The organism is Paenibacillus sp. P36, from assembly GCF_045866505.1.
GTDB lineage: Bacteria > Bacillota > Bacilli > Paenibacillales > NBRC-103111 > Paenibacillus_E > Paenibacillus_E chondroitinus.
Genome location: NZ_AP038372.1, coordinates 5,567,601 through 5,593,196, shown reverse-complemented (window position 1 = coordinate 5,593,196; position 25,596 = coordinate 5,567,601). Strand labels below are relative to the sequence as shown.

The window sequence follows — 25,596 nt, the reverse complement described above, 5'->3', positions numbered from 1 at the left end:
ATAGTATAATTATCGACGAGTTTCGTATATTTCGAACATAATTCGTTAACATTTGTCGAGCAAAAAAATACTTTGACTAAATCCGAGTTATTTAGTAGGATATACAAAAGAATGTTGTACATAACATATATTCACCAAGGGGAGAGATACACATGAAAAAAGCTTTAATATCTATGTTTGCTGTTACAATATTGCTAACTGGCTGCGCAACGGCAAAAACAGACACAGCAGCACCGGCTGCGGAAGCAACGAAAGCTGCTACAGCTAAGTCAGATAAGAAAGTTATCTTGATTACACCGGAGAAAATTGGTTTGAACCCATTTTTCGCACAAGAGGATGAAGGTGTTAAGAAAGCTGGACAAGAGTTTGGCATTACGGTTAAAACAGTAGAATCCACTGATGCAAGCGCCATTGAACAAAATTTACGCGCTGCCGTTGCCGATAACTATGATCTCATCATCACCAGCTCTTTCGAGTCCGAAGATGCTCTTAAGAAAGTAGCTGCTGAGAATCCGAAGAAATCCTTTGCCATTATTGATACGGTTGTCGATCTTCCGAACGTTCGCAGTGTAGTATTCCGTGAGCATGAAGCTTCCTACTTGCTGGGTGCGGCAGCTGGTCTTGCAACTAAGAAAAATGTCGTAGGTATGGTTGCGGCACTTGATATCCCGCTGATCAAGAAGTACACCGTTGGCTTCCAAGAAGGTTTGAAAGCAACGAATCCTAATGCTAAATTCATCGTTAACTACGTAGGCAGCTTCACGGATCCAGCGAAAGCAAAGGAATTAGCATTAACGCAATTCTCACAAGGTGCTGATTTCATCGCTGCCGCTTCTGCTGTTGGTGATCTGGGCGTATTCGAGGCTGCGAAAGAAAAAGGCTTCTTCACATCCGGACAAGATATTGACCGTACAGTAACGGATCCACAGCATATCGTCCTTTCTCAACTAAAAGGAACAGATGCCGTAGCTTACCAAACGGTGAAAGACTTTGTAAACGGCTCGTTTAAATTCGGTTCTGTCGATTACGGTTTGAAAGAAGACGGTGTTGGTCTTACTTTCGTAACCAAAGACAGCAAATCTACGCTTAGTCCTTTCATTGGACAAGACGTAGTTACGAAGGTTAAAGCGATTCGCGATGATATCGTTTCTGGCAAAGTGAAAGTTGAAAATCCAGTTAAATAATTAGCACGATCATTTCATATCGACCATGGGAACTGTTTACGGAGACGTAAACAGTTTCCTCATGTCTAGACAGAGGAGCGAAAAACCGTTATGCTGCTTCAAATGCGTCAAATTACGAAAACATATGGCAATTTAACAGCGAATTCAAATGTTGATTTTTCGCTGCGTCAAGGTGAGATTCATGCATTAGTCGGGGAAAATGGAGCTGGAAAAACAACGCTAATGCGTATTTTGTACGGCATGGAGCAGCCAACGGCAGGCGACATTCTTTTGAATGGCAAAAAAGTGGCCTTCACGAATCCTACGGATGCGATCCGTCATCGAATTGGCATGGTGCACCAACATTTCATGCTTTTTCCCTCCTTTACAGTAGCTGAAAATATTGTGATCGGGAATGAACCTAAGTCAGGGCTCAAATTTGACCGTAAAAAGGCCGTCAAGCAAGTTGAGGCATTGTGCGAGCAGTATCGCCTGCCGATTGATCCGAACAAGAAAGTGGCGGATATTCCGCTTGGCATGCAGCAGCGTGTGGAAATTTTGAAGGTGCTGTATCAAGGTGCGGACATTATTATTTTGGATGAGCCGACGGGGGTATTGACGCCGCTTGAAGCGAAGGAACTCCTCGTTATTATGCGGAACTTGGCCAACCAAGGGAAGAGTTTTATTATCATCACGCACAAGCTGCATGAAGTGATGGAAATTGCTGACCGGGTTACTGTTCTACGTGATGGGAAAGTAACAGGAGAGCTGGATGCCGGGGCAACCAATGTCGAGGAATTGTCCAAGCTAATGGTGGGCAGAGATCTGCTTCCTACGTCCAAAAGTGATGTGAAACTTGGTGAAACCGTTCTACAGGTCCAAGACGTCTCAATCATGGGAGACAAAGGAAAGCCCGTTCTGGATAAAGTCAGCTTTCATGTCAAAGCGGGAGAAATCGTGGGTATTGCAGGTATTTCAGGGAACGGTCAATCCGAGCTGATTCAAGCTATTTCCGGCCTGCAATTTATTGACCAAGGGGAGATTCGATTGCTTGGCGACAATCTGAAAGGACGTTCTGTGCGGGAAATCAGAGACATTGGTCTTTCGCATGTTCCGGAGGATCGTTATCAATGGGGTGCGGCGAAAGAGGGCACTGTCTTAGAAAATGGGACGATGGGTCACCACAGAACCACCAGCCGTAAAGGGTTTTTACAGGGGAAAGAATTGCGGCAAATGGTGGGCGGCTTCATTCAGCAATTTCAGATTAAAGCAGGCTCACAGGATGCGAAGGTAAAGTATCTGTCTGGCGGTAATCTGCAGAAGCTGATCGTAGCCAGAGAAATTGCGCAGAAGCAACCCTTTCTGATTGCAGCAGAGCCTACTCGTGGCGTCGATATTGGCGCGATGGAGCTTATTCACGAAGAATTGCTTCGCAAACGTGACGAGCAAGGCGCGATATTATTAGTTTCCTCGGAGCTAACAGAAATTCTCAAGCTTTCAGATCGTATTATCGTCATGTATGAAGGACGAATCGCTGGTGAAATTTCTGCCGAGAACGCAACGGAGGAGCAGATTAGCTTGTGGATGGCGGGAGGAGTTTCTCATGCTTAAAAGTCGTTTCCCTATAAGCGCTTGGGTCCAACCGCTGCTTGCCGTCATCATCGGCTTAATCGGCGGTGCGATTGCCATCTCATTGATTGGCGGATCCGTTATTGATACTTATGCACAGATGTGGAAGGGTGCTTTCGGCAATTTCTTTTTCATAACGAATACGCTGACCCGAGCCACACCGCTGATTCTCGTAGGTTTAGGCGTATCGATCGCGTTCCGTGCAGGTTTTTTCAACATGGGTTCGGAAGGTCAAATGATTCTGGGCGCATTATCCAGCGCAATGATCGCTATTTATTTGCCTGGGCCAGCCTTATTTAAATTGTTGGCAGCTATACTCGGCGGAATTATTGCCGGCGGCATTTGGTCGGCTTTTGCAGGTTGGCTGGACGCCAAGTTCAGAATGAACTTGATCATTACAACACTGCTGATGAATTATATAGCTGCTTTATTTGCAGGCTATATGGTTGCCTATCCTTTTAAGGATAAAACAGGATCAGCCGCTCTCGCTCAAACGATGATGATTGAGAAAGGGGTCTGGCTGCCCAAACTATTTCAAGGGATGAGCATTCACGGTGGATTTATTATTGCGATTGCACTTGCGGTACTCCTGTATCTGTTTATTAAATATACGGTTGCCGGTTATGAAATTCGGATGTTAGGATATAATCCGCTTTTTGCCGGATATGGAGGCGTGAACAGAGGGAAAGTGATGCTGGCCAGTATGTTTGCCAGTGGCGGGTTTGCCGGGTTAGCCGGCGCAATCGAAGTTCTTGGCATGCAGTATCGATACACAGATGGCATGATAACGAACCCAGGTTATGCCTGGTCCGGTATTATGGCGACACTGCTTTCAGGCGCTCATCCGCTAGGTACGGCAATTGCGGCCGTTCTTCTTGCAGCTTTGCAAACCGGAGGTATGGGGGTTGAACGGAACACGAGCATCCCTTTAGAGATTTCAAGTGTTATTCAGTCTTTGCTTATCTTGTTCGTTACAGCGAAATTCAGCTACACCCTTTGGAAACGACGGAAAGGAGGCAAGGGCGATGCAGCATCTTCTTGATGTATCCTTATTCAGTTCAATGATTCGGATGGTGGCTCCGATTCTGCTTGCGGCACTCGGCGGGGCGATTTGTTCCAGAGTCGGCTTGTTTAACGTAGGTTTGGAAGGTTTCGTGTTAGTCGGCGCATTCTCAGCGATTGTGGGTAATTTTTACACTGGAAATGTATTGGCTGCTGTTCTTATTGCCGTTGCGGTTACGATGCTCTTTTCCTTGATATTTGCTTATATCAGTATACATTTGCAAGCGAATGTCATCGTTGTCGGTATCTCGTTTAACTTCCTGGCGCTGGGTTTGACTGCGTTTAGCTTGCGAGCGATTTTTCATGTCAAAGGCGCTTTCTATGATAAAAATATGATCGGATTACCGAAATGGGATATTCCGTTCATTAAAGATATTCCCGTCGTCGGCGACATTATATCCGGGCATTCACCGCTTGTATACTTGGCCTTTATCCTTGTATTTGTCCTTCAGTATTTTCTGTTCAAGTCTGTTCTGGGATTCCGATTGGTCGCGGTTGGCGAAAATCCGATTGCCAGCAAAAGTATTGGAATCAAGGTGAATCGGATGCAGTACTTGGCGGTTCTTATCTGCGGAGTGCTCTGTGGACTCGCTGGCGCTCAGCTTTCACTGGGGCAAGTGACGATGTTTACGGAAGGCATGACGGCCGGAAGAGGATTTATTGCTTTGGTCGCAACGATGTTAGGCCAAGCGAATCCGATTGGTGTCATGGCATCCAGTTTGCTTTTTGGATTGATGGATGCGTTCAGTATCCGATTGCAGGGCTTCTCCCTGCCTACTCATTTTACACAAATGCTGCCTTACGTCGTGACTTTGCTAGCGATGCTTTTCTTCCGGAGAAGCAATTATTTGGCTGATGCACAGAAGGCGAATGGCAGTTCCCGATAAGGGAGTAACGGAGGATGACAGATGCACAAAGATAGCAAAGCAGAGCGCATCAAGCGAATGAATATTCCCGCTGTTGATGTTCCGCAGGAGATTGCAGACAGAGTTCCACCTGGACAGGCTGTCACAGAGAGATTTCCAATCCTTCACGAAGGTGAAGTGCCGAAATACGATATGTCCACATGGTCGCTGCGTGTGTTCGGTGAGGTTGCGGAGGAGAAGTCGTTTAGCTATGAAGAATTGCTTGCGTTACCTCGGACACAAATCGTCTGCGACATTCATTGCGTGACGCGTTGGTCTAAGCTGGATACGGTTTGGGAAGGCGTGCTCTTCCGAGATTTCCTTAAGCTTATCAACGTTAAGCCAGAAGGTAAGTATGTGATGCTGCATGCTGATAATGAGTATGAAACGAACGTTCCGCTCACGGACCTAATGGGAGATCACATTTTGCTGGCCATGAGCTATGACGGCAAACCGCTTACGCCTAAGCATGGTTGGCCGCTTCGTCTGCTCGTTCCGCATTTATATTTCTGGAAAAGCGCCAAATGGATTCAGGGTATTGAATTCATGAAAGAAGACCGTGAAGGATTCTGGGAGCGCAATGGGTTCCATAATGTAGCAGATCCGTTTCAAGAACAGCGCTTCTCAGGGGAAGCGATTCCGATTCCGGAAGACGAGTGGGTTAGAAAGGAGTTCGATTAAATTGAAATTATCCATTTTACAGGTAAACACAGAGGATTTGAGTCCATACGCGATTGTTTGCGGGGATCCATTCCGAGCAGAAGCCATCGCGCGCAAGCTGGACAATGTTCGCGAGCTAGCTTTTAGCAGAGAATACCGGACTTTCGTTGGTGAAGTGTCTGGCGTAGCGATCACCGTTGTCAGCCATGGCGTTGGGTCGCCAGGAGCCGCGGTTTGCTTTGAAGAGTTGATCAAAGGCGGCGTAAAGACGTTGATCCGTGTTGGAACCGCAGGCTCTTACTCGGCAGAAGTCCCTCCGGGGAGCTTGGTAGTGAGCACGGCAGCGGTTCGGGAAGATGGCTTGACCCGTCAGTTGGTACCGCTAGGCTTCCCGGCAGTAGCCGATTCAGACGTTGTACGGGCGCTGTTTGAAGCTGCAAGCGAGACAGACGGTCTTGTGAAAAAGGGAATTACCGTCACGTTGGATGCCTTCTTCCAAGGTGTGGAGGAATTCCCACATCGGAAATACAAGCAGGCGGGCGCCTTGGCTGTTGAGATGGAAATCTCTGCGTTATACGTCATTGCAGCACTCCGCGGAGTGCGGGCAGGCGCGATAGTCGCATTGGATGGTTACGCAGATGCGGATCTGAGAGAAGTATATGATCCACATACAGATGTGGTTTCTGGTGCTGTTGAGCGGGAGATTAATGCTGCTATACGTGCTATAGTCAAATTGAACCAGTAAGATGTACAAAATAGAAAAGAGGTCATTCAGCGTAAGCTGTTTGACCTCTTTTTGCTATTGTATCTGAGTCGTCTGTGCTGTTCAGCCGCTCGTTCATTCAGTTCCCGTCTCTCGGCTGAAGCTTCCCTTTCCTTACCTGCGGTTAACATCAAAAATGTGCTTGAACTGATTAAACTTGTCCACCGCTTGCGCACGGGATTTGACGCCTAATTTCTCGTAAATTTTGCGAACATAATTATCGACCGTACGTTTGCTCATATGTACTTCATCCGCCATCTGTTCATTGGTTAAGCCTTGTACAATCATCGTCATCATATTCACTTCATCATCGTCCAATAAATCCGTCTGGTGCAAATTTCCGCTCGATACTCTCATCTTGTGGAAAACAGGAACAGGTACAACTGTAAAGTTCTCCATCAACAGAGTGACCAAGCTCTTGATGAGCGTCCCGCTGGACTCCTTAGAGATGACCGCGCTAACCTCGAGCCCAATCAAATGGTTATAGAGATGTGATAATTCGATGCCAGAGAAGATAACGAGATGTGTCGTGGGATATTTACCTTTAATGATCTTGGCAACTTCATCTCCGTACTGATCTGGCAAATTAAAGTCCAGAAATACAATATCCGGCACATGCAAGTCCACAAGTTCTAGGCATTGTTTGGCATTGCCTGCAATCCCGACAATTTGCACGCCGTCAATTTGTTTGAGCGTACTGGAAGTTGCCTCAGCCATTAAAGGGTGATCATCTACGATTAAAATTTTTGATTGCTTGTTCATGCAGTACTTCCTTCCTGAGTAGGTATGGGAATCCGAATGGTGAGTTCAACGCCGTTTCCCCGATCTGAGAGAAGCTCTAGATGTCCACTCAAATGTAAAACACGGCTTTTCATCTGTTCTAGTCCAAAGCTGGTGTTAGCAATAGTTCGTTGTCTTTTGTCCTTAGCGAGGGCGTGCGAGTCAATGCCAACCCCATCATCCCGATAAAATAAACACAAGTTATCATCAGCGACAGCCAGTTTAATGATGACTTTGGAGGCGTTTGAGTGTTTCTTGGCATTGTGCATAAGTTCTTGAAAGATACGGAAAATATGCTTTTTAATATCAATATCGAGCCTTTCAATGATCAACGCGCCATCCACGTGGAATTGCGTTTCATATTCGTTTAAGCCAATATCCAGATCCAATGTTGCTTGTATGGTTTGAATTAACCCAATATTTTGAAGCAAATGAGGATTTAATTCAAAGCAGCTTTGACGCAAGCTTTCATTCACCAGATCCAGGTGTTTGATCGCTTGAACTACTTGCTGTTGATCCTCGTTATTATTGATAAAAGAAATTAATCTTCTACGTACTAATAAAATGTCCTGCATTGTCGTGTCATGCAGATCCGTAGCAAGCCTGTATCGTTCTTGTTCCTGTAGTTCAAAAAGCGATTTGCGAAGCCAAACAACGTCCTGTCCGGCCTCCTCATTCGGAATTTGCGAAGCCAGATCATGCAATTTAACCGTTAATTTACGGATCAGATAGATATTTTCCAAGCTTACTGCCAAATAAGAAATGATCAGGCTTAACCACTGGCGTTCCTCCAGACTTAGCAGGGTGTTGGTTTTTTTCCTTGCTGTGACTAAGTAGCAGGAGTACTCTTCGTTTTGATTAATAACAAAAATAGAATATTTCGAGTCATCCAATCGATTTTCACGCAAGTACTGTTCGATTTCGTTTAAATCCAAAACGCCTTCGCCAATGGTTTCCATGGAATGCGGGTATTGAAAAACGATGGCGCCACCGTAGACGTTGAGGGTACTTACGATATCTACCAGAATAATATCTTTTAATTCGCGAAAACTCGTAATGGTCCGCAAGTTTCTTGCAATTTTCTTAAGGGCAAGCTGCAAGTAAAACTTTTTGGGAAACATGATGGCATCCAGCTTTGTGACAAAATATTCAAGTACATAAAGCAAGAAGGAAATGGTTGTTAAAATAAATAAGAAGCTTAACGACATGTTTTTCACAGTGACTTCGTTACTAAAGATCAAAGCGATCATGAGCACGATTAAAGTGGTTGGCACCATCGAAATAAGCGACGTGTACAGAATGCGGCGAAGCAAGATATGAATATCAAACAATTGCTTGGTGACGATGATATACGTAAACGATAATGGAAAGAACACCACAAAGTATCCCGTATAAAGCGATTTAACGAGCGGCGCTCCTGTGAACAAAATGGGTAGGAAAGATAGAAAAGCTAACGGCGCAGTCGAAATAAAGAGGGCGAACCAGACAAGCTTGATAATGGCCTGTATGGAAGAATTCTCCCGCCGATATTTGAAAAACACATAAAATAGTAATCCGATATTCAGTAAGAATCCGCACAAAAATAAAAGTAGGACACAGCGATAGTCTAATATATAAAACTTATATGTGTCCAGCGGCGTGAAATAGATGCATCTTCCAATAAAAGTGAGAAACATGAAGCTATAGACATATTTCAAATACGCGGTTGGCAGTGAGACGCCGCTCTTTTCTTTGAAAAATAAAGTAAGAAAATGAACGAAGACAAATGGCATGATCATTACAAGATTGCTAATCAGCACTTTCGCCAAACTATCTCCGCGAGCGGAAGGGGGGATGCACATGAAAATGATGCCTACAATGAGAAAAACAAGCGATAGCAGACGAGCTGATTTGGAGTGGGGAATTTTCCACAAGATCATAAAGGAAACACAAAGACAAATAATTTCTCCGAACAAAGAGATAAAGTCGAAAGCAGGTTGAACAACCTGTTCTAATGAAATTGTTATTTGCCGGTCATTCCTGGCGATGGTAATCGTATCCGCTTGCTCGATCGTGGCCCATTTTTGGACAATGTTGTTTTCGTTAGGGGCTTTTCCGTTTACAGCAACAATTTTGTCGCCAACTTGAAGTCCCAGCTCCAATTGAATGTTGTCATCTTGAAACGATTTGATATGCCATTCCATAAGTTCATTTCGCTGTAATTGAATTCCGAAGAATGTGTATTGAAAGGTGACGAATAAAAACCAGATCTGCAAGCCTGCTAAACAAAAAGATAGAAGAATTTTATATAATTTGTGATTCAATCACTATATCTTCCTCTCATTCACTGCTATAATAGCAGTTGTTACTTAATTTGGGTGAATTAGGGGGTATGTGTATGATCAGTGCAACATGGTCACCGGATTTATCAACCACCATTGCTTCTTTGAAAAAGTTGGGTTTGAGCGAAAGATTGTCCGCACTTCAAGGTCTGACAGGTGTTTCGGATTGCGAAAAACAGGCAATTATGAAAACGTTTACCATTTCTAGAAAGAACGAACCGAAAGAAGAGTTTTGGTTCTAGTTCATGAACACCGTTACTTAATTTTACCAAATCTCTCAAAAAGATTGCAATTAGATTTTTAAAATCTAGCTGCTATCTTTTTTTTTGCGCAAAAAAATGTGCGTTTATTTGAGAATCAGAGGTGTATTTACGAAAATAATTATTGCGCTGATATTTAGAGCGCTTCGATATATGATGTAAGTAGGCAATTTTCCAAAATCATGTAAATAAGGAGGGATTTCATAATGAATAACGAACAGTTTGAATTTATGTTTGATACGGTGTTAACGGATGTTGTTAAACAAACCTACAGCACGCTTTCCCTGCCCTCAAAAGAGCAAATCCAAATTTCCATGAAAAAGATGATGGATATGATCGAAGCGAATCACCGGTGGAATACTGGGAATGAGCGATAAGAAGATGAATCGGTGGAGTACTTACGAACCTTTGGCTGCTGAGCTGGGCGGTAAACAAATCGCCGATCTGGTCGTAACCGGTCATGCTCATTCCCGATTTGGCGAGCGCGTTACGCATGAAAAAGCGAATCTCGAAGAGGTTAACTTATTTGTACGGAAGAAGCTTGAAGATGAGCGAATTAAGCCCAGTAACCGCAACGAACCGACGATGTTTATCATTGATGATGATGTAGAGATGGTGGCTGAATTTGAGCTGATGGAAGAAAATGAGCTTCGGGCAGGCCATTCGCGGTATAAAATGATCGTCGTTACCTTCCTAGGACGCTTGTCTGATAACAGTGAATATATGGATTTACAATCTTAATATAAATTTCAAAATGGTTGGACAGAGCAATTCTGTCTGATCATTTTTATTTTATAAGGACCTTTGAACTAAATTCGTGTTCATAGAAGAAGGATTTTCCATGTCATTGTCGAAAACAGTTGTCGAAAACAATCGAAATAGATGTTGAGGATAAGGGGAATATCATATGTTACATAGTGTTCGATGGTTCAGAAAACACTTGGTAGTTCGTATTGTAGCCGCTGTTATGATTGTTGTTTTAGCACTGTCCGCCGGTTATATCACCATGGAATTCCGCAATGCCAAACATGCGGGGAAGGAAGCGATAGCCAGTTACGGTATTCGGCTTTCAGATAGCTATACCAAAGGAATGGATATTGGCCAAATCGAACAATTTTTGAAAGACCCCAAGGAAAATGATCTCTATTGGCAAATAAGACAGCAGCTGGATACATATCGTACGCAAATCGGAGCGCTTTATGTCTATTTGGTTCGTTTCGATGACCAGCACAAACCTCTCATTATGATCGATGGACAGCCTAAGGGGTCGGACGTCGCATCTCCCATCAATGAGGAGACGGATATCGCGGCAACGGAAGTTGAAACACTGTTGAAGGGCGTTTCGGCAAGCTCGGCGATTATCGATAATCCGAAATACGGAAAATACATTTCAACCTATACTCCTGTGAAAAATGCCGAGGGCAAAGTGATTGCTGTTCTTGGCATTGATACGGAGGCGGGCGTGACGGAGCAAATTTCGGCCAGTGTTATCAAAAGCAATCTGCCGATTTATGGATTGATGCTTGTTCTCACCATACTTGGACTTGGACTTGTTACGCTCGTAGTCACCCGCGCCCTTCGTCCTTTGCAGTGGATTGGGGCAGGTGCGGAGAGCATAGCAAAAGGAGACTTCTTAAGCGCAAGGAAGCAATTAGCTGCTAATCCGGTTCGCTCTATCGATGAAATCGGAACGGTATACCGCGCGATGATGAAGATGTCCAACGACATTAATGATATGCTGCGGACGATTGTATCGCAGGTCTCGCATACGTCGGAGCAGTTTGTAGTGACCACGCAGCATTTCAATGTGCAAGCTCACCGTTTGCTGGAGATGAATACGAATGTGAATACATCCCTCCAAGTGGTGGCTGACGGCGCTAATACCGTGCAGTTCAGCACCAACGAGAGCGCTCGGTCCATGGAAGAAATGGCGACGGCTATTCACCGCATATCCGAAGCTTCCTTGACCGTTGCCGATGCATCCAACAACGCGCTGCAAAGCGCGCAATCGGGGCAATCGATCGTTCAGAACATGAACGGACAATTCGTGACGATTACGACAGCTACGCAAGAAGCACTGGATCGTGCGGCCTCCCTTCGCGGCCACTCGAAGGAGATCGGTATTGCCTTATCCGCCATTTCCGATATCTCGGAGCAAACGAAATTGTTAGCCTTGAACGCGTCGATCGAAGCCGCAAGAGCTGGCGAACATGGAGCGGGCTTCGCGGTCGTAGCCGGAGAAGTGCGTAAGCTGGCGGATCACGCTGCGGATTCGGCGAAGCTGATCGCGTCCTTATTGCAAAATATTCATCGTGAGACTGAGCGTATGGGAGAGGCGATGGAAGCAGGTCGGAGCGAAATTCAAACGGGCGCTGATCTTTCCAGAAAAGCAGAAGAGTTCTTCCGTCATATTGTGGAACAATTCCGCTTTGTTTCTCATCAGATTCAGGAGATATCTTCGGTAACGGAAGAAATGTCTGCGGGTTCTGAGGAAGTTGCAGCTTCCGTTGTCGATATTGCGCATATCGCGAAATCATCATCGGACGGCACAACGAACATCCATAAGCTGACCCATGAGCAGCTCAAAATAGCGCAAGAAATCGCTGATTCGGCAGATGCGTTAAGCGGGCTTACAGATGAAATGCGTAAATCAATCGATCAAATCAAGGTATAGTTGAATGAGAAACAGCCTCTCTGGATGAGAGGCTGTTTTGTTTCTTCCTACCTTTACTGGCTTTGCTTGCTCACCCAGAACGTTACACTATCGCCCTGGAATCCTTTGGTCCCAGGCTGAGGGTCTTGCTTAAAGACCGTACCGTCAGGGGAAGTACTTGCTTCAATGACAAAATTATAACGCAGTCTCAAAGCTAGGGCTTCTTGTTCAGCATCAGCAAGAGCTTTCCCAAGCAGATTGGGGATCTCTACCTCCACTGGCTGCTTATTGGCATCCCCAACAGTTTTCGTTGGTACAGGCGTGGGGGTTGGGGTACTCGTCTGTGGAGTCGGCGTAGCGGTCTGCACAGGCGTATTAACAACAGGCTGCTTCTTCTCTGAAGAAGGCCAAAGGATCCAACCGGCAATAGCCACAACGAACACGGCAGATGCTCCGATACCAACTTTACGTAGCCGGTTCTTTGTGTAACTTTGCTCGGTTTCTTCTTCTTCCTCGACATCCTCTTCCTCGTGGGCGACCACCTGCGCCTTCTGGGATCGGGAGGGGCGATGAATGGGTGCAGCGAAAGCTTCTTCCTTGAAGCTGGAAGGCTGCAAGCTGCGCAAACCAAATACGAAGGAGGATAGGGAAGCTTGGCCTTGACAGATGAGCTTCACTAGCTTGATGAGGGCAGCTTTTTGCTCGGGAGTAGCCGAAGGGATAGGCGTACGCTCTAACTGCGTATGAATCACTTCAAACGGGGTTGTACTCGGCTGCGTGCCGCTAAAGAGCTGAAGCATCAAGCGGCAGAGCCCAATCGCGCCTTGTGCCTGCGCATCCCCCTCGTCCCAATAATTGATAACAGTAAGCTTATGATGATCATCTAGCCACAGGTTTTCGGCGGCTACGGAGAATCCGGTAATCCGTTCCTCCAAAGCATCAAGCAAGGAGACTCCCAGATCTGCGATCATCGTGATGATTTGATGGAATGTCCACGGTTGTTTATGGATAACGCGAGAAAATAATGCTCCTGGCTTAGCTTGTAAAATAATGGTCACAGAATCTTCTTCTACGGAAGTGTCCAGAATATGCTGAAAACCGTCATGGATGAAAGCAGCCTTGTGATGAAGAGTTCGCATATAATCTGCGCCAATCTGTCCGGGAACAAGCTTTATGTTATAAAGAAGAACTTTACGAGTCAGAAATACATCTTCTCCATCATGAAGAGTGCCCTGAGGTAAACTGATGATCCGGGTTCCCGGTATGTATCGTGTACCCATCTTGTTATGCATGGAATATCCATCCTCTCTTGATGGCATCATATGAGCATTGCCTATATTATATATGATTCGGTGAGATATAGGAATTTTGGTATCTTGTTTGCTGCAATAACAATAGAAAAGCGAATTTTTTAGTTAAAGATTATGATGATCGTTCGGAATAGGCGGGGTGAAAATAGGAGTAAAGTCGAGTTAAGATCAAGAGGTGAAGCTAATTCCTTCATAGACTTTACTGTACACCTTTTTGCTTGGTTTTGGAACAAGGCTTTAGCAAATTAAACGAGAATTTTATATTTCATAGCTTATCTAGGCTACAATACATGCGAAAATAATAACAAGACCTAATTTTTCTGGAAAACGGTAACGTTTTTCAGTTTTTTTTCTGTTTCTATTGAACTAAAAGTCTATGATTCGAATTGCCTAGATGGTATGATAGTTTACAGATAATTTTACAATATGATCCAAATCGAGGGGGAATTATGGTGAAAAAAGTCGCAATTTTGGGTGGCGGCGTCGCTGGAATGAGCGCAGCTCATGAATTAATCACAAGAGGTTATGAGGTATCGGTCTATGAATTTAAGACTATACCCGGCGGGAAAGCGAGAAGCATGCCGTATGTAGGAAGCGGAACTGACGGGAGAAGAGATCTCCCAGGCGAACATGGCTTCCGATTGTTTCCACGTTTTTACAGACATGTGATTGATACTTTACAACATATTCCCTATGAAAACGGAACCGTGTATGATAATTTAATGGAAGTGACGAGACTCGATATTGCGACTTTCACGGCACCTTTGCTCCCATTGCTCGCGAAGATTGAGTTCAGCCTTGATAACTTCCTGGTTGTTATTCGCGATCTTTTCGATAATAATCTGGGTTTGACAATGGACGACATGGAGCAGTATGGACGTAAGTTATGGCAAGTTATGACGTCCTGCGAGGAGCGTATCCGCGAGGAATATAACCTGATCGATTGGTGGACATTCATCGAGGCTGAGCAGCAATCCCCTGCTTTCCAGAAAATATTTGCAGGTTTCACCAAGACCCTTGTTGCCTGCCAATCCAAGATTGCCAACACGCAAACGGTAGGTCCAGTAGCTACTCAGATGACACTGGACATTACAACGCCAGGGACGAGCTTTGTCCGACTTCTGAACGGTCCCACGAATGACAAATGGGTGAACCCGTGGTTATCCTTTTTAACAGAAAAAGGCGTTGACTATCACTTGGCTGCAAAAGTAGAGAGCATCGAGTGTGTTGACGGAGTCATTCGCAGCGCGAAGGTGACGGAGAACGGACAAACGTTTGACGTTGAAGCGGATTACTACATCGCTGCATTCCCGGTAGAGGTGATGGGGAAATTCATTACCGGCGCAATGTTAGAAGCAGATCCAACACTTGCCGGCGTTCAAAAGTTGGTTGATTCTGTGGCGTGGATGAACGGGATCCAGTATTATTTGAAAGAGGATGTTACAATTACACACGGCCATGTCATTTACTTGGATGCACCTTGGTCGCTCACATCCGTTTCGCAGAAACAATTCTGGCCTGATGTTCATCTGAGCGAGTATGGAGATGGTACGGTTAAAGGTGTACTGTCCGTTGATATTTCCGATTGGGATACGCCAGGGATTCTATATGGTAAACCAGCTACACATTGTACGGCTGAAGAAATTAAAGAGGAAGTCTGGGCACAGATGAAGAAAAGCTTGAATGTGGACGGCGCCGTCATTTTGGAGGACGAAGTTCTGCATTCCTGGTTCCTGGATACCGATATCCAATTTGATAACCCTGATCACGCCTGCACGAATATGGAGCCGCTGCTGATTAACCGCGTAGGAACTTGGGATTACCGTCCAGAAGCTTATACGGCTATTCCGAATTTGTTCCTGGCGGCGGACTACGTTCGTACGAATACGAACCTTGCCACGATGGAAGGCGCCAATGAAGCGGCGCGCCGTGCGGTGAATGCGATTCTCGAACGAGACGGTTCGAAGGAAAAGCCATGTAAGATATGGGAAATGTACACCTTTGAGCTGGGGCACCTCGACATATTGAAGCCGTATCATATCCATGATAAGCACCGTTTTGAGAAGGGACTTCCTTGGGACGGCAAGATTTTAGGTTGGTAATACATAGCAGATCACATATCATTCCAGGCCAACGCGCTCCTTGATTGTTAAGGGGCGTTTGTCTGTGAAAGTACCTGGCAGCAAGTTTTACTAGGAGGATTTTATGTTAATTTTGCCGGAATATGAATTGATCAGACAGATTTATCAGGGCGACCGGACCGTGCTGTTCCGAGCCATCCATAAGCCGACTATGGAAAAAGTCATTATCAAAACCCTTCGGTCGGATTTTCCGGTTTCTGCGGATGTAGCACGACTGAAGCGAGAATACGAAATTGGCAAAATGCTCGACATCACCGGCATTGTGAAACCGCTGGGGCTGCCTAAATATCAGAACAGCATCGCGCTTGTTTTGGAGGACTTTGACGGCGACACCTTATCCGCTTACTTTCCTTTGTTTCGCCAGTCGCTTCAGGCTTTCTTAACGGCGGCGATTCAGTTGGTCAAAATCGTCGGGAATATTCATCAGCGATATGTGATACACAAAGATATTAAGCCAAGCAACATCATTACTAATCCTGATAAAAAGATTATGAAACTGGCGGATTTCAGCATCTCCTCCTTTACCAGAGAGCGCCAGGAAATGTTAGATCCGCATCAGCTTGAAGGAACACTGAGTTATATGTCCCCCGAACAAACAGGCCGCATGAATCGGATTATCGATTATCGCTCGGACTATTATTCGCTAGGGGTTACTTTTTACGAAATGCTCACGGGCCGGCTTCCTTTTCAAACCGAAGATCCGGTGGAGCTGATTCATTGCCATTTTGCAGTGACGCCGATTTCTCCTGACAACATCAGGATGGACATTCCGAAGCCGCTTGCCGAGATTGTCATGAAACTTTTGGCTAAAAACGCCGAAGACCGCTACCAAAGTGCTTACGGAATCATTCAGGACCTTGAGCATTGTCTGATGATGGTCAATGCGCCGGACGAAATCCAAGACTTCACCATTGGTCTCTACGATATGACCGATATGTTCCAAATTCCGCAGGGGCTATACGGGCGTTCCCAGGAAATCGAAAAGCTGCTGCATGTGTATTCGCGCGCCATTCATGGCTCCGTAGAAGCCGTGTGGGTGACGGGGGAGTCCGGTTACGGCAAATCATTTCTCATCGCGGAGACGATGAAGACGGTGATGAAGGACAATAGCTGGTTCTTGGCCGGGCGTTTTGAACCCGGCAAACAGCATGTCTCCTACCACGCGCTATCGAGAGCGCTTCGGCAGCTGGTCCGTCAGCTTCTGACGGAGAAGGACCAACAAATTGAAGAGTACCGAGGACAGCTGCTCAAAGTGCTTGGAACGAGCGGTAAAGTATTAACCGATCTCATTCCGGAGCTGGATCTGCTGATCGGCGAACAGCCTAATGCGAAGCAGCTCCCACCGCAAGAAACGCAAAACCGGTTGCATTTCTTGTTACAGCAATTTTTGCTTATCTTTTGCTCGAAAGACAGGCCTATCGTCTTGTTTCTTGATGACTTGCAATGGGCGGATGCGGCCTCCTTGCAGTTTATCGATCTGCTTCTAAACGATTCACAGATGAGGCATTTCCTATTTATTGGGGCTTACCGAAGCGAACACGATACCAATTGGTTATCCTCCACACATGTTCAACTGCTCGATAAGCTGCCGGAGCGGCTTGTTGCGGAACGCATTGTGCTGAAAGCACTGGAAATCGGCGATGTCAAGCAGCTGGTTGCGGAGTCATTAAAGACGGAAAACCATCAAGTAGCCGAGTTGGCTCAGCTGATCCTGCAGAAAACGGGAGGCAATCCCTTCTTCGTCAAGCAATTCCTAACAGCCTTATACGAGCAAAATTTACTTACCTACAGCTACGAAGCCAATCGATGGATTTGGGATATGAATGAAATTCAAAAGTTGCGAATTACAGACAATCTTATGTTCCTTTTGGCGGAAAAATTGCTGCGCATGCCGTCCAGAACGCAATATTTATTGCGTCAGGCAGCTTGCTTAGGTGCAACCTTTGATCTCGAGGCGCTTGGCATCATTGCGATGACGTCATTTGAGGAAGTTTTACAGGAGCTGGAAGTTTCCATTCAGACGGGTTTGATCATCCCTGTGGGTACGGATTATAAATTTTATACAGATTCGCAAGGCAATTCCGCCGCTCAAGACATTCGCTTCATGTTCGTGCATGATTCCATTCAGGAAGCTGTATACGGTTCGATCGAACAAGCCGATCTGCCTGAGACCCATTTGCATATTGCACGCAAGCTGCTGGAGTTTTTGCCTGAAGCACAAATTGAGCAGCGTTTATTCGATATCATCAACCATATGAACTTAGGTTCCGAGTTGTTGAAAGAGCGCCAGGAGCTTGTCAATCTGCTTGAGTTTAACTTGCGAGCTGGCCGTAAAGCCAAATCTTCGAATGCCTATCGTTCTGCGCTGCAATATTACAACAAAGCTTTGACGTTATTGAATCTGGTAGAAAACAAGGAGCTGGAGGATCTCAGCTTCTCGATTCGGCTGGAAAAGTCCGAAGTCCTGTATTTGAACGGCCAAGCGGATGAAGCGGAAACTTCCTATGAGCAGCTGCTCCAGGATGCCCGAACGAATGAGTTAAAGCTGGAAGTGTATAACTTACAAGTTATTTTGTACACCAACGTCGGAAAGCAGCGTAAAAGTGTCGAGGTTGGCTTAAAAGCCTTGGCTGAACAAGGGATTCGGATTCCGAGCGAACCGACGAGCGCGAATATTTTTCTGGCTTATCTCAACCTCAAAGCAAAGATTGGGCGCAAAAATACGCTGCAGCTGTATGATCTGCCCATCATGGAGGATGAATACCGGTACAAATTGATGAGTTTGATGATGAGTATTGCAGTATCGGCCTATTTTGTAAATACGAACTTATTCGTGCTTTTCATGTTCATCATGACCAAACACGCGCTAAAATACGGCAATACACCGGTTATGGCCTACGTGTACGGTTCCTATGGATTAATCCTTGGCTCAGGTTTCGGTGATTATCAGTTAGGCTACCAGTACGGCCAGCTTGGCGAAAGATTGAATGCCCGTTTCCAATCCCATCAATACCGCAGTAAAAGCCACTTTTCCTTCGGGTTGTTTGTTACACCGTGGGTCAAACCGCTGCAGGTTAGCTTGGAGCATTTAAATGAGTCGTTCAAAAGCGGAATTGAAGACGGAGATCTGGTTTTCGCAGGCTACGCACTGACCTACCAGGTGTTGGCTAAGGATTTTCAGGGCGTGGCGCTTCCGGAAGTGCAAGAAGATCTGAATAAGCACTATCGTATCCTGGAGCAAACCAACCATCATGACACTCTGCTTATGTTAGAAATGCTGCGTATGGTGATTCAGAATCTGGAAGGAAAAGCCGGAAACCCCCTGATCGTTGGTACGGACGAAGCAGCGGAAGAGCGGTTTGTCCAAAAGCTGATTATCCACCCGAATCAAGTCATTTTACATGAGTATAAGGTTAAAAAAATGATGCTGTATTTTTTGTTCGGTCAATACGACGCTGCTCTAAAGACCGGCAAAGAAGCAGAGCCGATGCAGTCTGTCTCTTTCGGATTGTTCCACATTCCCGAGAACTATTTCTATTATGTTTTATCCATTGCCGCTGTGTATAAGGATGCAACCATCTTTGAGCAGAAGCTTTACGCCAAGCAAATAGGTAAAATGCTGCGCAAAATGGACAAGTGGGCGACCCACTGTCCAGAAAACTTCCTGCATCTCAGCTCCTTGATGCGTGCCGAGTGGAGCCGTGTCACAGGGAATTTCCAGAAAGCCGAGCAGGACTATGAGTTGTCCATCCGGCAAGCTAGGGAGCAGGGCTTCATTCAGCATGAAGCGATCGCTTGCGAACTGGCGGGGAGGCTCTACAAAGATGCCGGCCGCGAGAAGATCGCTAAGACTTACTTCATTGATGCTTATTATGGCTATTTAAGCTGGGGAGCTAAAGCGAAAGCCGATGAGTTGAAGCTGCGCTATCCAAACTATTTGACCTCACTGAAGGAGCAGCAGGACTGGAGTACGACGAATATCAGTGACTATTCGCTGCAGGCGTTGGATTTTATGACGATTATGAATACGTCAAGGTCCTTATCCAGTGAAGTCAATTTGGAGCAGCTCATTAAACGGTTGATGGAAATCGTTACTTATTCATCAGGTGCAGAGCGAAGCATCCTTGTTCTGAAGGAGAAGGAAAGCCTGTATGTCGAGGCGGAAATGCTAGCGACGGAAGGCAAAGATTCCTGCACGGTGAGCTCGGTCGCTCTGGAAACACGGGAAGATCTTCCGGCTGCTGTGATTCAATTCGTTGCCCGGACCAAGGAAGGCGTCGTGCTGGATGATGCCGCGAATAAAGGAATCTTCACGCATGATCCTTACATTCGCGCCGCTGAGGGTAAATCGATTTTTTGTGAACCGATTCTGCATCAGGGCAATCTCGTCGGCGTCTTTTATCTGGAAAATAATTTGATTCGCAATGCGTTTACGTCGGACCGCCTTGATATTATCAAGCTGCTGTCCGCACAGGCGGCGATTTCCATTGAAAATGCCAGACTTTACAACGACTTGGAGTCCAAAGTAAAAGAGCGTACGAATGAATTGATCCTGATGGAGACTTCGCGACGCGACTTGCTCTCGAATATTTCTCACGATTTGGGTACACCGCTGACTTCCATTCAGGGCTACGTCGAGGCGATTCTTGACGGCGTGATTCAGGAGCCCGAAGAACAAAGAAAGTACCTTTCAGTTGTGCATATGCGCATTGTCGGTATCCAACGATTGATTACCGATCTGTATCAGCTGAGCCGCTTGGAAACAAAGCAGTTCCATTTCCAGCTCGCGCCTACTTCCTGTCAGACCATGGTGCGCCAGCTTTTTGCTAAATATGAGCTGGACTGCGCCAATGCGGGTATCACCTACACGCTCGATATGGCGAAGTCGGAAGATGAAGAGATGCTGTTAACCGTTGATACGGATCGGATCGAGCAGGTATATGCCAATATTATTTACAATGCCATTAAGTTTTCAGCCAAAGGCGGCTTCATTCATGTGCATGTGGACATCAAAGGCGATCCGCGCCAGCTTGTGATTCGGGTGACCGACACAGGCGTGGGGATCAGCGAAGAGGATCTGCCGCACATTTTTGAACGGTTCTATAAGGTTTCCAAATCACGCAGCACATCTGGCGGAAGCGGGCTTGGCCTTGCGATTGCCAAAGAGATTGTTCAATATCATGGCGGACAGATCTGGGCGGAGAGCCGTCTAGGCAAAGGCTGCAGTATCTCTTTTTCTTTGCCGGTACACCGGATTTAATGTGGCTAATGTTCCAAAAATTAAGAGGCTGTCCCTCGGTCATTCTGATGACTGCCGGGACAGCCTCTTAGGGTCGTATCGTCACACGGGTATGAATGGGTACGAGTGCGGCAAGCTCAAGCACGTCTTCGTTGTACATTCGAATACATCCGTGAGAGGTACGTTTGCCAATGGAGGAGGGGTCGTTGGTGCCATGAATACCGTAATGCGGCCTGCTCAGCCCCATCCAGAAAACGCCAAAGGGTCCGCCGGGATCCGGCTGCTTATTGATAATCGTATATTCGCCTACGGGTGTTCGGGTGACCATTTTGCCGATCCCTACGGGAAAACCACGCACAACGCGATTAACATCAAGCAAATATAATTGGAAATCGGACAAGTCTATAATAATGCGGTAATTAGGCATGGATATTCACCTCGGTCTATCTTATGTAGGTGCATGAGAAAGGAACAGGGCGCCAAACCTTTTTCGAAATTAAATCGGACTTGTGGTATACTGCTTTAGTTAGTTATCAGATATCAGTCATCCAAGGGAGCTACAATCATGCAATCTTTTTTACAATTCAATCCAACGAAATTATGGTTCGGCAAAGGGCAAATTGAGCAGCTGGCGCAGGAACTTGGCACGCCTGGCAAGAAGGTGCTGCTCGTATTTGGCGGCGGAAGCATTAAGAAAAATGGCGTTTACGAGGCTGTTAAACAGCAGCTTGACCATATGCAAGCGGACGTGTATGAAATGTCAGGCGTTGAGCCGAACCCGCGGCTTACGACAGTGAAGAAGGGGATCGAGCAGTGTCGGGAGCACGGTATTGAGCTGATTCTAGCTGTAGGCGGCGGCAGTGTGATTGACTGCGCCAAAGCGATTTCAGTCGGCGTTTATTATGAGGGAGATGTGTGGGATATTATTACGCGCAAGGCGGTCCCTGCTAAAGCACTGCCGTTCGGAACGGTACTAACGCTTGCGGCTACAGGTTCCGAGATGAACAACATTTCAGTCATTACCCACTGGGACAAAAACGAGAAGCGCGGCTGGAGCAGCCCATTGGCCTATCCGGCTTTCTCCATTCTGGACCCGGAGTTTACGTATTCGGTGCCTTTGGATCAAACGGTATACGGCATTGTGGATATGATGTCTCATGTGCTTGAACAGTATTTCCACCTTACCGAAAATACGCCAATGATGGATCGTTTCATGGAATCGGTTCTCTTGACGATCATCGAAGCTGCGCCTAAATTGCTTGAGAACCTGCATAGTTATGAGCATCGCGCAACGATTATGTATGCGGGAACTACGGCTTTTAACGGGTTATTATCAAGCGGGACCGATGGCGGAGATTGGGCATCTCACCAGATCGAGCACGGCTTGTCCGCGGTGTATGATATTCCGCACGGCGGAGGTCTCGCCATCATTTATCCGAACTGGATGAGACATTGCGCCGAAGACGATCCTTCACGGATGACCAAGCTGGCGCTGGCTGTGTTCGGTGTTGATCCTACTGGCAAAACCGATCACGAAATTGCGTATGAAGGCATTGAAGCGCTGCGTCAATTCTGGAATTCGCTGGGCGCTCCGAACTGTTTAGCGGACTATGACATTAGTGATGCCAGACTTGAGGAATTAATTCATAAGTCCTTCATGAAGGAGCAAGTGGGAAGTTACAAAATCATGACGCGTGATACGGTCAGAGATATTCTGACGAAATCACTATGATGAAATATTATTTATTCGTGCTGGCTGGCGCATGCAGCTTCGGATTGTTATCCACATTTGTCAAAAAAGCGTATGAGTCGGGCTTCCATGTGGGGGAAGTCGTTGGCAGCCAAAATTTGTTCGGCGTGCTGATGATTTGGACCCTGGTTCTTGTTACTGCCAAATCCAATCGAGGCGGCAGCGCTGAGTCCAAGAAGTATAAAGTGGCGCCGCGCCAAGCCTTGTCGCTCATGGCCGTCGGAACAACCTCAGGCTTAACGGGCATTTTTTATTATGCAGCTTTGCAGTATATCTCAGCTTCCTTTGCCATTATTCTTTTGTTTCAATTTACCTGGATCGGTATTTTACTTGAGGCGATAACAGAGCGGAAGCGGCCTGGGAAAGAAAAAATATTCTCGCTCATCATCCTGTTTGTCGGAATTATTATGGCAAGCGGATATTTGGGTGGCGGGCAAGCAGCGCCGTCATGGATTGGCATCAGTCTGGGGCTTCTCTCTGCGCTAACTTATGCCTTATTCATTATGTTTAGCGGCAAAGTTTCCAACGAGGTTGCACCAATTACTCGCAGCGCTATCATGCAGTCAGGATCGTTAATCCTGGTTATGCTGGTGTATCCGCCACATTTTCTGTTTAACGGCTCTTTACATGAAGAACTTCTGCCTTGGGCGCTGCTGCTTGCATTCTTCGGCGTCGTCATACCGCCGTTGTTTTTCGCGATTGGCGTTCCTCGGATCGGCGGCGGCATCGCGACCATTATGAGCGCGGCGGAATTGCCGACCGCCGTCATCATGTCCTTTGTCGTGCTTCATGAAACCGTGCATAGCATACAATGGATCGGTGTTATTATTACAATGGTTGGTATTGCTTTGCCAGAATTGATGAAGCTGCGAAAGCGGCGGAGTCAAATGGGTGTAAACTAGAATCAGGTGAACTCTGCATCGTGATGATGAGGGAGTTCACCTTTTTGTTATGCGTCAAAGTATGATTTTTTCTAACATGTATGATTTTTTACATGGGCAATCGTAGGAAAAGTGCGATCTTGTTACGTTATTTGCGATTTACCCCTGGGAGCTGCGGGTGCTACGCTTTGACTAGTCAGGAGGAATGAAAATGAAGAAACGAAGCAGCAACCCCGCATTGCTTGTAATGACATTGCCCGGACTCATTTTATTGGTCGCTTTCCATTACTTGCCAATCGGGGGCATTTTGATCGCGTTCAAAGATTTCAGCTACTCGGGTGGGAGTTTTTTAAAGAATTTCGAGAACAGCCCTTGGGTCGGGTTGAAAAACTTCGAGTTTTTTATCCAAACACCGGATGCGTTCATCATCACCCGCAATACCATCTTGTATAATCTGGTGTTTATCGCGCTTGGGACGGCGGTGAGCGTATTTCTCGCTATTGCTTTAAATGAACTGAGGAATCGCCGGGCGGCAAAAATATATCAAACATTCATTTTGCTTCCTTATTTTTTATCGTGGATTGCCGTCAGCTACTTGTTTTTTGGTTTTCTCAGCGCTGATAAAGGCATCATGAACAGCATGATTCTTCAGCCGTTGGGCACAAAACCTGTGGAATGGTACAGTCAGCAGGCGTATTGGCCTTACATTCTAATCTTCGCAAACCTATGGAAGTACGCAGGTTATAACGCGATCGTTTACCTCGCCGCCATCACGGGTATCGATCCGGATTACTATGAAGCGGCATCGCTCGACGGAGCTTCCAAATGGCAGCAAATCCGCCATATTACGATTCCATCCATTTCAACGGTGATCACGCTTATGGTACTGCTGGGGATTGGTCGCATGTTTTTTGCGGACTTTGGTCTTTTTTACCAAGTTCCTCTTAATTCCGGGGCACTTTTTGAGGTTACGAATGTGATTGACACCTATGTGTATCGTGCCTTGATGAACAGCGGGGACATCGGAATGTCCGCGGCAGCCAGCACCTTCCAAGCGTTCGTTGGATTTGTACTTGTGGTGCTGTCCAATTGGGTTGTCCGCAGAATCGACAAGGAAAAAGCGATTTTCTAGAAAGGGGAAGAAACGAATGAAGTCGTCAGAAGGCAACATCAACGCTATCCCGAAGTCCGTCAACGCTGCTTTCCATCTTGTATTTATACTGATGAGTCTAACGTGCCTCATCCCGCTTATCCTTGTGGCCGTTGTTTCCATCACAGATGAAAAGAGTGTAGCTGCAAACGGGTACCGTTTTATACCGGATTTTATCTCGCTTGAAGCTTACCGCTATTTGTGGGAGCAAGGGAATGTGATCCTTCATGCGTACGGGGTCACGCTTTTCGTTACGGTGGTTGGGACGATGATGAGCTTGCTCATTACCGCAATGTTTGCCTACCCATTGTCGAGGAAAGATTTTGCTTATCGAAAGTTGTTCGCTTTTTTGGTGGTATTTACTTTATTATTCCATGGCGGCATGGTTTCCTGGTACCTGGTCACGACGCAAATTCTTCATTTGAAAAATAATATCTGGGCGTTAATCGTGCCTTATTTATTTAATGGCTGGTACGTAATGATTTTGCGAACGTATTTTGCAACAACGATTCCTGACGCCATTGTGGAGTCAGCCAAAATTGACGGGGCCGGAGAGTACCGTATTTTCTTTTCCATCATCCTGAGGCTCTCACTGCCGGGGCTTGCCACAGTAGGTTTGTTCAGCGCTATCGTCTATTGGAACGATTGGTGGCTCCCGCTTATGCTCATTCACGACGACAAAATCATGAATATGCAGTATCTCATGTACAAAGCGCAGAGCATGTCGGATTTCCTGTCCTCAGCCAACGCACAAAATTACGGCGCTACGGTGGGGATCGCACCGCCTTCCTTAACCCTGCGAATGGCGCTTGCCGTCATTGGCATCGGTCCAATTGTGCTGGCGTACCCCTTTTTTCAGAAATATTTCGTTCAGGGTTTGACCATTGGGGCAGTAAAAGGCTAATCTAAGGCTAATCCCAGGGAACTGG

General features: G+C 46.2%; 20 protein-coding genes and 1 pseudogene. 17 read left to right on the top strand and 4 right to left on the bottom strand.

The annotated features are described in order from the left end of the window. Positions 1–152 precede the first annotated feature (152 nt). From ACKTT9_RS25300 to ACKTT9_RS25275, 6 genes are all read left to right on the top strand, one after another. The gene (locus tag ACKTT9_RS25300; protein WP_127450115.1) at positions 153–1,184 is read left to right on the top strand and encodes a BMP family protein; all 1,032 of its coding nucleotides are present in this window, start codon (positions 153–155) and stop codon (positions 1,182–1,184) included. A gap of 90 nt (positions 1,185–1,274) precedes the next feature. Continuing rightward, positions 1,275–2,774, top strand: a complete 1,500-nt coding sequence (locus ACKTT9_RS25295; RefSeq protein ID WP_407868060.1) for an ABC transporter ATP-binding protein — start codon at positions 1,275–1,277, stop codon at positions 2,772–2,774. Beyond that, positions 2,767–3,834 (top strand): ABC transporter permease, encoded by a 1,068-nt coding sequence (locus ACKTT9_RS25290; protein ID WP_157321957.1) that lies wholly within the window; start codon positions 2,767–2,769, stop codon positions 3,832–3,834. Before ACKTT9_RS25295 ends, ACKTT9_RS25290 begins: the two co-directional genes overlap by 8 nt. Then, positions 3,818–4,741 carry an ABC transporter permease gene (locus ACKTT9_RS25285; protein WP_315952446.1) on the top strand — a complete coding sequence of 308 codons (924 nt, stop codon included), beginning with the start codon at positions 3,818–3,820 and terminating at the stop codon, positions 4,739–4,741. The genes ACKTT9_RS25290 and ACKTT9_RS25285 overlap by 17 nt, the downstream gene beginning before the upstream one ends. Before the next feature lie 21 nt (positions 4,742–4,762). Next, on the top strand, positions 4,763–5,440 hold the full coding sequence (locus tag ACKTT9_RS25280) for a sulfite oxidase-like oxidoreductase (RefSeq protein WP_157321953.1): 678 nt from the start codon (positions 4,763–4,765) through the stop codon (positions 5,438–5,440). Between the two features lies 1 nt (position 5,441). Beyond that, positions 5,442–6,164 (top strand): nucleoside phosphorylase, encoded by a 723-nt coding sequence (locus tag ACKTT9_RS25275; protein WP_407868059.1) that lies wholly within the window; start codon positions 5,442–5,444, stop codon positions 6,162–6,164. Between the two features lie 132 nt (positions 6,165–6,296). Here the strand turns inward: ACKTT9_RS25275 and ACKTT9_RS25270 are convergent, their stop codons facing one another. Together ACKTT9_RS25270 and ACKTT9_RS25265 are read right to left on the bottom strand one after the other, a co-directional pair. Beyond that, complete coding sequence (locus tag ACKTT9_RS25270; RefSeq protein WP_127450103.1) at positions 6,297–6,944, bottom strand: response regulator transcription factor; 648 nt, start codon at positions 6,942–6,944, stop codon at positions 6,297–6,299. Further along, positions 6,941–9,265, bottom strand: a complete 2,325-nt coding sequence (locus ACKTT9_RS25265; protein ID WP_407868058.1) for an ATP-binding protein — start codon at positions 9,263–9,265, stop codon at positions 6,941–6,943. The genes ACKTT9_RS25270 and ACKTT9_RS25265 overlap by 4 nt, the downstream gene beginning before the upstream one ends. A gap of 74 nt (positions 9,266–9,339) precedes the next feature. On the opposite strand from ACKTT9_RS25265, the gene ACKTT9_RS25260 reads away from it, so the two are divergent. The 4 genes from ACKTT9_RS25260 to ACKTT9_RS25245 all read left to right on the top strand — a co-directional run bounded on the left by ACKTT9_RS25260 (position 9,340) and on the right by ACKTT9_RS25245 (position 12,217). Next, the gene (locus ACKTT9_RS25260) at positions 9,340–9,525 is read left to right on the top strand and encodes a hypothetical protein (RefSeq protein ID WP_407868057.1); all 186 of its coding nucleotides are present in this window, start codon (positions 9,340–9,342) and stop codon (positions 9,523–9,525) included. Between the two features lie 224 nt (positions 9,526–9,749). Next, on the top strand, positions 9,750–9,920 hold the full coding sequence (locus ACKTT9_RS25255; protein ID WP_157321945.1) for a hypothetical protein: 171 nt from the start codon (positions 9,750–9,752) through the stop codon (positions 9,918–9,920). Next, on the top strand, positions 9,910–10,284 hold the full coding sequence (locus ACKTT9_RS25250) for a hypothetical protein (RefSeq protein ID WP_407868056.1): 375 nt from the start codon (positions 9,910–9,912) through the stop codon (positions 10,282–10,284). The genes ACKTT9_RS25255 and ACKTT9_RS25250 overlap by 11 nt, the downstream gene beginning before the upstream one ends. 166 nt (positions 10,285–10,450) lie before the next feature. Next, positions 10,451–12,217, top strand: coding sequence for a methyl-accepting chemotaxis protein (locus tag ACKTT9_RS25245; RefSeq protein ID WP_407868055.1), 1,767 nt, complete (start codon positions 10,451–10,453; stop codon positions 12,215–12,217). A 53-nt stretch (positions 12,218–12,270) separates the two neighbouring features. On the opposite strand, the gene ACKTT9_RS25240 is transcribed toward ACKTT9_RS25245, so the two are convergent. Then, the gene (locus ACKTT9_RS25240) at positions 12,271–13,488 is read right to left on the bottom strand and encodes a PASTA domain-containing protein (protein WP_407868054.1); all 1,218 of its coding nucleotides are present in this window, start codon (positions 13,486–13,488) and stop codon (positions 12,271–12,273) included. A 467-nt stretch (positions 13,489–13,955) separates the two neighbouring features. On the opposite strand from ACKTT9_RS25240, the gene ACKTT9_RS25235 reads away from it, so the two are divergent. The 3 genes and pseudogenes from ACKTT9_RS25235 (at position 13,956) to ACKTT9_RS25225 (ending at position 20,907) form a co-directional block, all read left to right on the top strand. Further along, positions 13,956–15,608: an FAD-dependent oxidoreductase gene (locus tag ACKTT9_RS25235; protein WP_407868053.1), complete on the top strand. Its 1,653-nt coding sequence runs from the start codon at positions 13,956–13,958 to the stop codon at positions 15,606–15,608. Between the two features lie 103 nt (positions 15,609–15,711). Continuing rightward, positions 15,712–20,400, top strand: a pseudogene (locus ACKTT9_RS25230) (AAA family ATPase); the annotation flags it as partial. Between the two features lie 54 nt (positions 20,401–20,454). Beyond that, a complete protein-coding gene (locus ACKTT9_RS25225) occupies positions 20,455–20,907 on the top strand; it encodes a sensor histidine kinase (RefSeq protein ID WP_397369258.1) in 453 nt (150 codons plus the stop codon). 67 nt (positions 20,908–20,974) lie between these two features. On the opposite strand, the gene ACKTT9_RS25220 is transcribed toward ACKTT9_RS25225, so the two are convergent. After that, positions 20,975–21,313 carry a L,D-transpeptidase gene (locus tag ACKTT9_RS25220; RefSeq protein WP_127450087.1) on the bottom strand — a complete coding sequence of 113 codons (339 nt, stop codon included), beginning with the start codon at positions 21,311–21,313 and terminating at the stop codon, positions 20,975–20,977. A 138-nt stretch (positions 21,314–21,451) separates the two neighbouring features. Between ACKTT9_RS25220 and ACKTT9_RS25215 the strand changes: the two genes are divergently transcribed. From ACKTT9_RS25215 to ACKTT9_RS25200, 4 genes are all read left to right on the top strand, one after another. Beyond that, positions 21,452–22,618, top strand: a complete 1,167-nt coding sequence (locus tag ACKTT9_RS25215) for an iron-containing alcohol dehydrogenase (RefSeq protein WP_407868052.1) — start codon at positions 21,452–21,454, stop codon at positions 22,616–22,618. Next, a complete protein-coding gene (locus ACKTT9_RS25210; RefSeq protein WP_407868051.1) occupies positions 22,615–23,538 on the top strand; it encodes an EamA family transporter in 924 nt (307 codons plus the stop codon). Before ACKTT9_RS25215 ends, ACKTT9_RS25210 begins: the two co-directional genes overlap by 4 nt. Before the next feature lie 190 nt (positions 23,539–23,728). Continuing rightward, positions 23,729–24,649: an ABC transporter permease gene (locus ACKTT9_RS25205; RefSeq protein ID WP_407868050.1), complete on the top strand. Its 921-nt coding sequence runs from the start codon at positions 23,729–23,731 to the stop codon at positions 24,647–24,649. 16 nt (positions 24,650–24,665) lie between these two features. Next, the gene (locus tag ACKTT9_RS25200; RefSeq protein ID WP_407868049.1) at positions 24,666–25,571 is read left to right on the top strand and encodes a carbohydrate ABC transporter permease; all 906 of its coding nucleotides are present in this window, start codon (positions 24,666–24,668) and stop codon (positions 25,569–25,571) included. Positions 25,572–25,596: the final 25 nt, after the last annotated feature.

Bases quoted from the DNA above. Each gene is read 5' to 3' on its own strand.
- ACKTT9_RS25300 (WP_127450115.1), top strand. From the start codon at position 153: ATGAAAAAAGCTTTAATATCTATGTTTGCTGTTACAATATTGCTAACT.
- ACKTT9_RS25295 (WP_407868060.1), top strand. From the start codon at position 1,275: ATGCTGCTTCAAATGCGTCAAATTACGAAAACATATGGCAATTTAACA.
- ACKTT9_RS25290 (WP_157321957.1), top strand. From the start codon at position 2,767: ATGCTTAAAAGTCGTTTCCCTATAAGCGCTTGGGTCCAACCGCTGCTT.
- ACKTT9_RS25285 (WP_315952446.1), top strand. From the start codon at position 3,818: ATGCAGCATCTTCTTGATGTATCCTTATTCAGTTCAATGATTCGGATG.
- ACKTT9_RS25280 (WP_157321953.1), top strand. From the start codon at position 4,763: ATGCACAAAGATAGCAAAGCAGAGCGCATCAAGCGAATGAATATTCCC.
- ACKTT9_RS25270 (WP_127450103.1), bottom strand. From the start codon at position 6,944: ATGAACAAGCAATCAAAAATTTTAATCGTAGATGATCACCCTTTAATG.
- ACKTT9_RS25260 (WP_407868057.1), top strand. From the start codon at position 9,340: ATGATCAGTGCAACATGGTCACCGGATTTATCAACCACCATTGCTTCT.
- ACKTT9_RS25255 (WP_157321945.1), top strand. From the start codon at position 9,750: ATGAATAACGAACAGTTTGAATTTATGTTTGATACGGTGTTAACGGAT.
- ACKTT9_RS25250 (WP_407868056.1), top strand. From the start codon at position 9,910: ATGAGCGATAAGAAGATGAATCGGTGGAGTACTTACGAACCTTTGGCT.
- ACKTT9_RS25245 (WP_407868055.1), top strand. From the start codon at position 10,451: ATGTTACATAGTGTTCGATGGTTCAGAAAACACTTGGTAGTTCGTATT.
- ACKTT9_RS25240 (WP_407868054.1), bottom strand. From the start codon at position 13,488: ATGCATAACAAGATGGGTACACGATACATACCGGGAACCCGGATCATC.
- ACKTT9_RS25235 (WP_407868053.1), top strand. From the start codon at position 13,956: ATGGTGAAAAAAGTCGCAATTTTGGGTGGCGGCGTCGCTGGAATGAGC.
- ACKTT9_RS25225 (WP_397369258.1), top strand. From the start codon at position 20,455: ATGGTGCGCCAGCTTTTTGCTAAATATGAGCTGGACTGCGCCAATGCG.
- ACKTT9_RS25220 (WP_127450087.1), bottom strand. From the start codon at position 21,313: ATGCCTAATTACCGCATTATTATAGACTTGTCCGATTTCCAATTATAT.
- ACKTT9_RS25215 (WP_407868052.1), top strand. From the start codon at position 21,452: ATGCAATCTTTTTTACAATTCAATCCAACGAAATTATGGTTCGGCAAA.
- ACKTT9_RS25210 (WP_407868051.1), top strand. From the start codon at position 22,615: ATGATGAAATATTATTTATTCGTGCTGGCTGGCGCATGCAGCTTCGGA.
- ACKTT9_RS25205 (WP_407868050.1), top strand. From the start codon at position 23,729: ATGAAGAAACGAAGCAGCAACCCCGCATTGCTTGTAATGACATTGCCC.
- ACKTT9_RS25200 (WP_407868049.1), top strand. From the start codon at position 24,666: ATGAAGTCGTCAGAAGGCAACATCAACGCTATCCCGAAGTCCGTCAAC.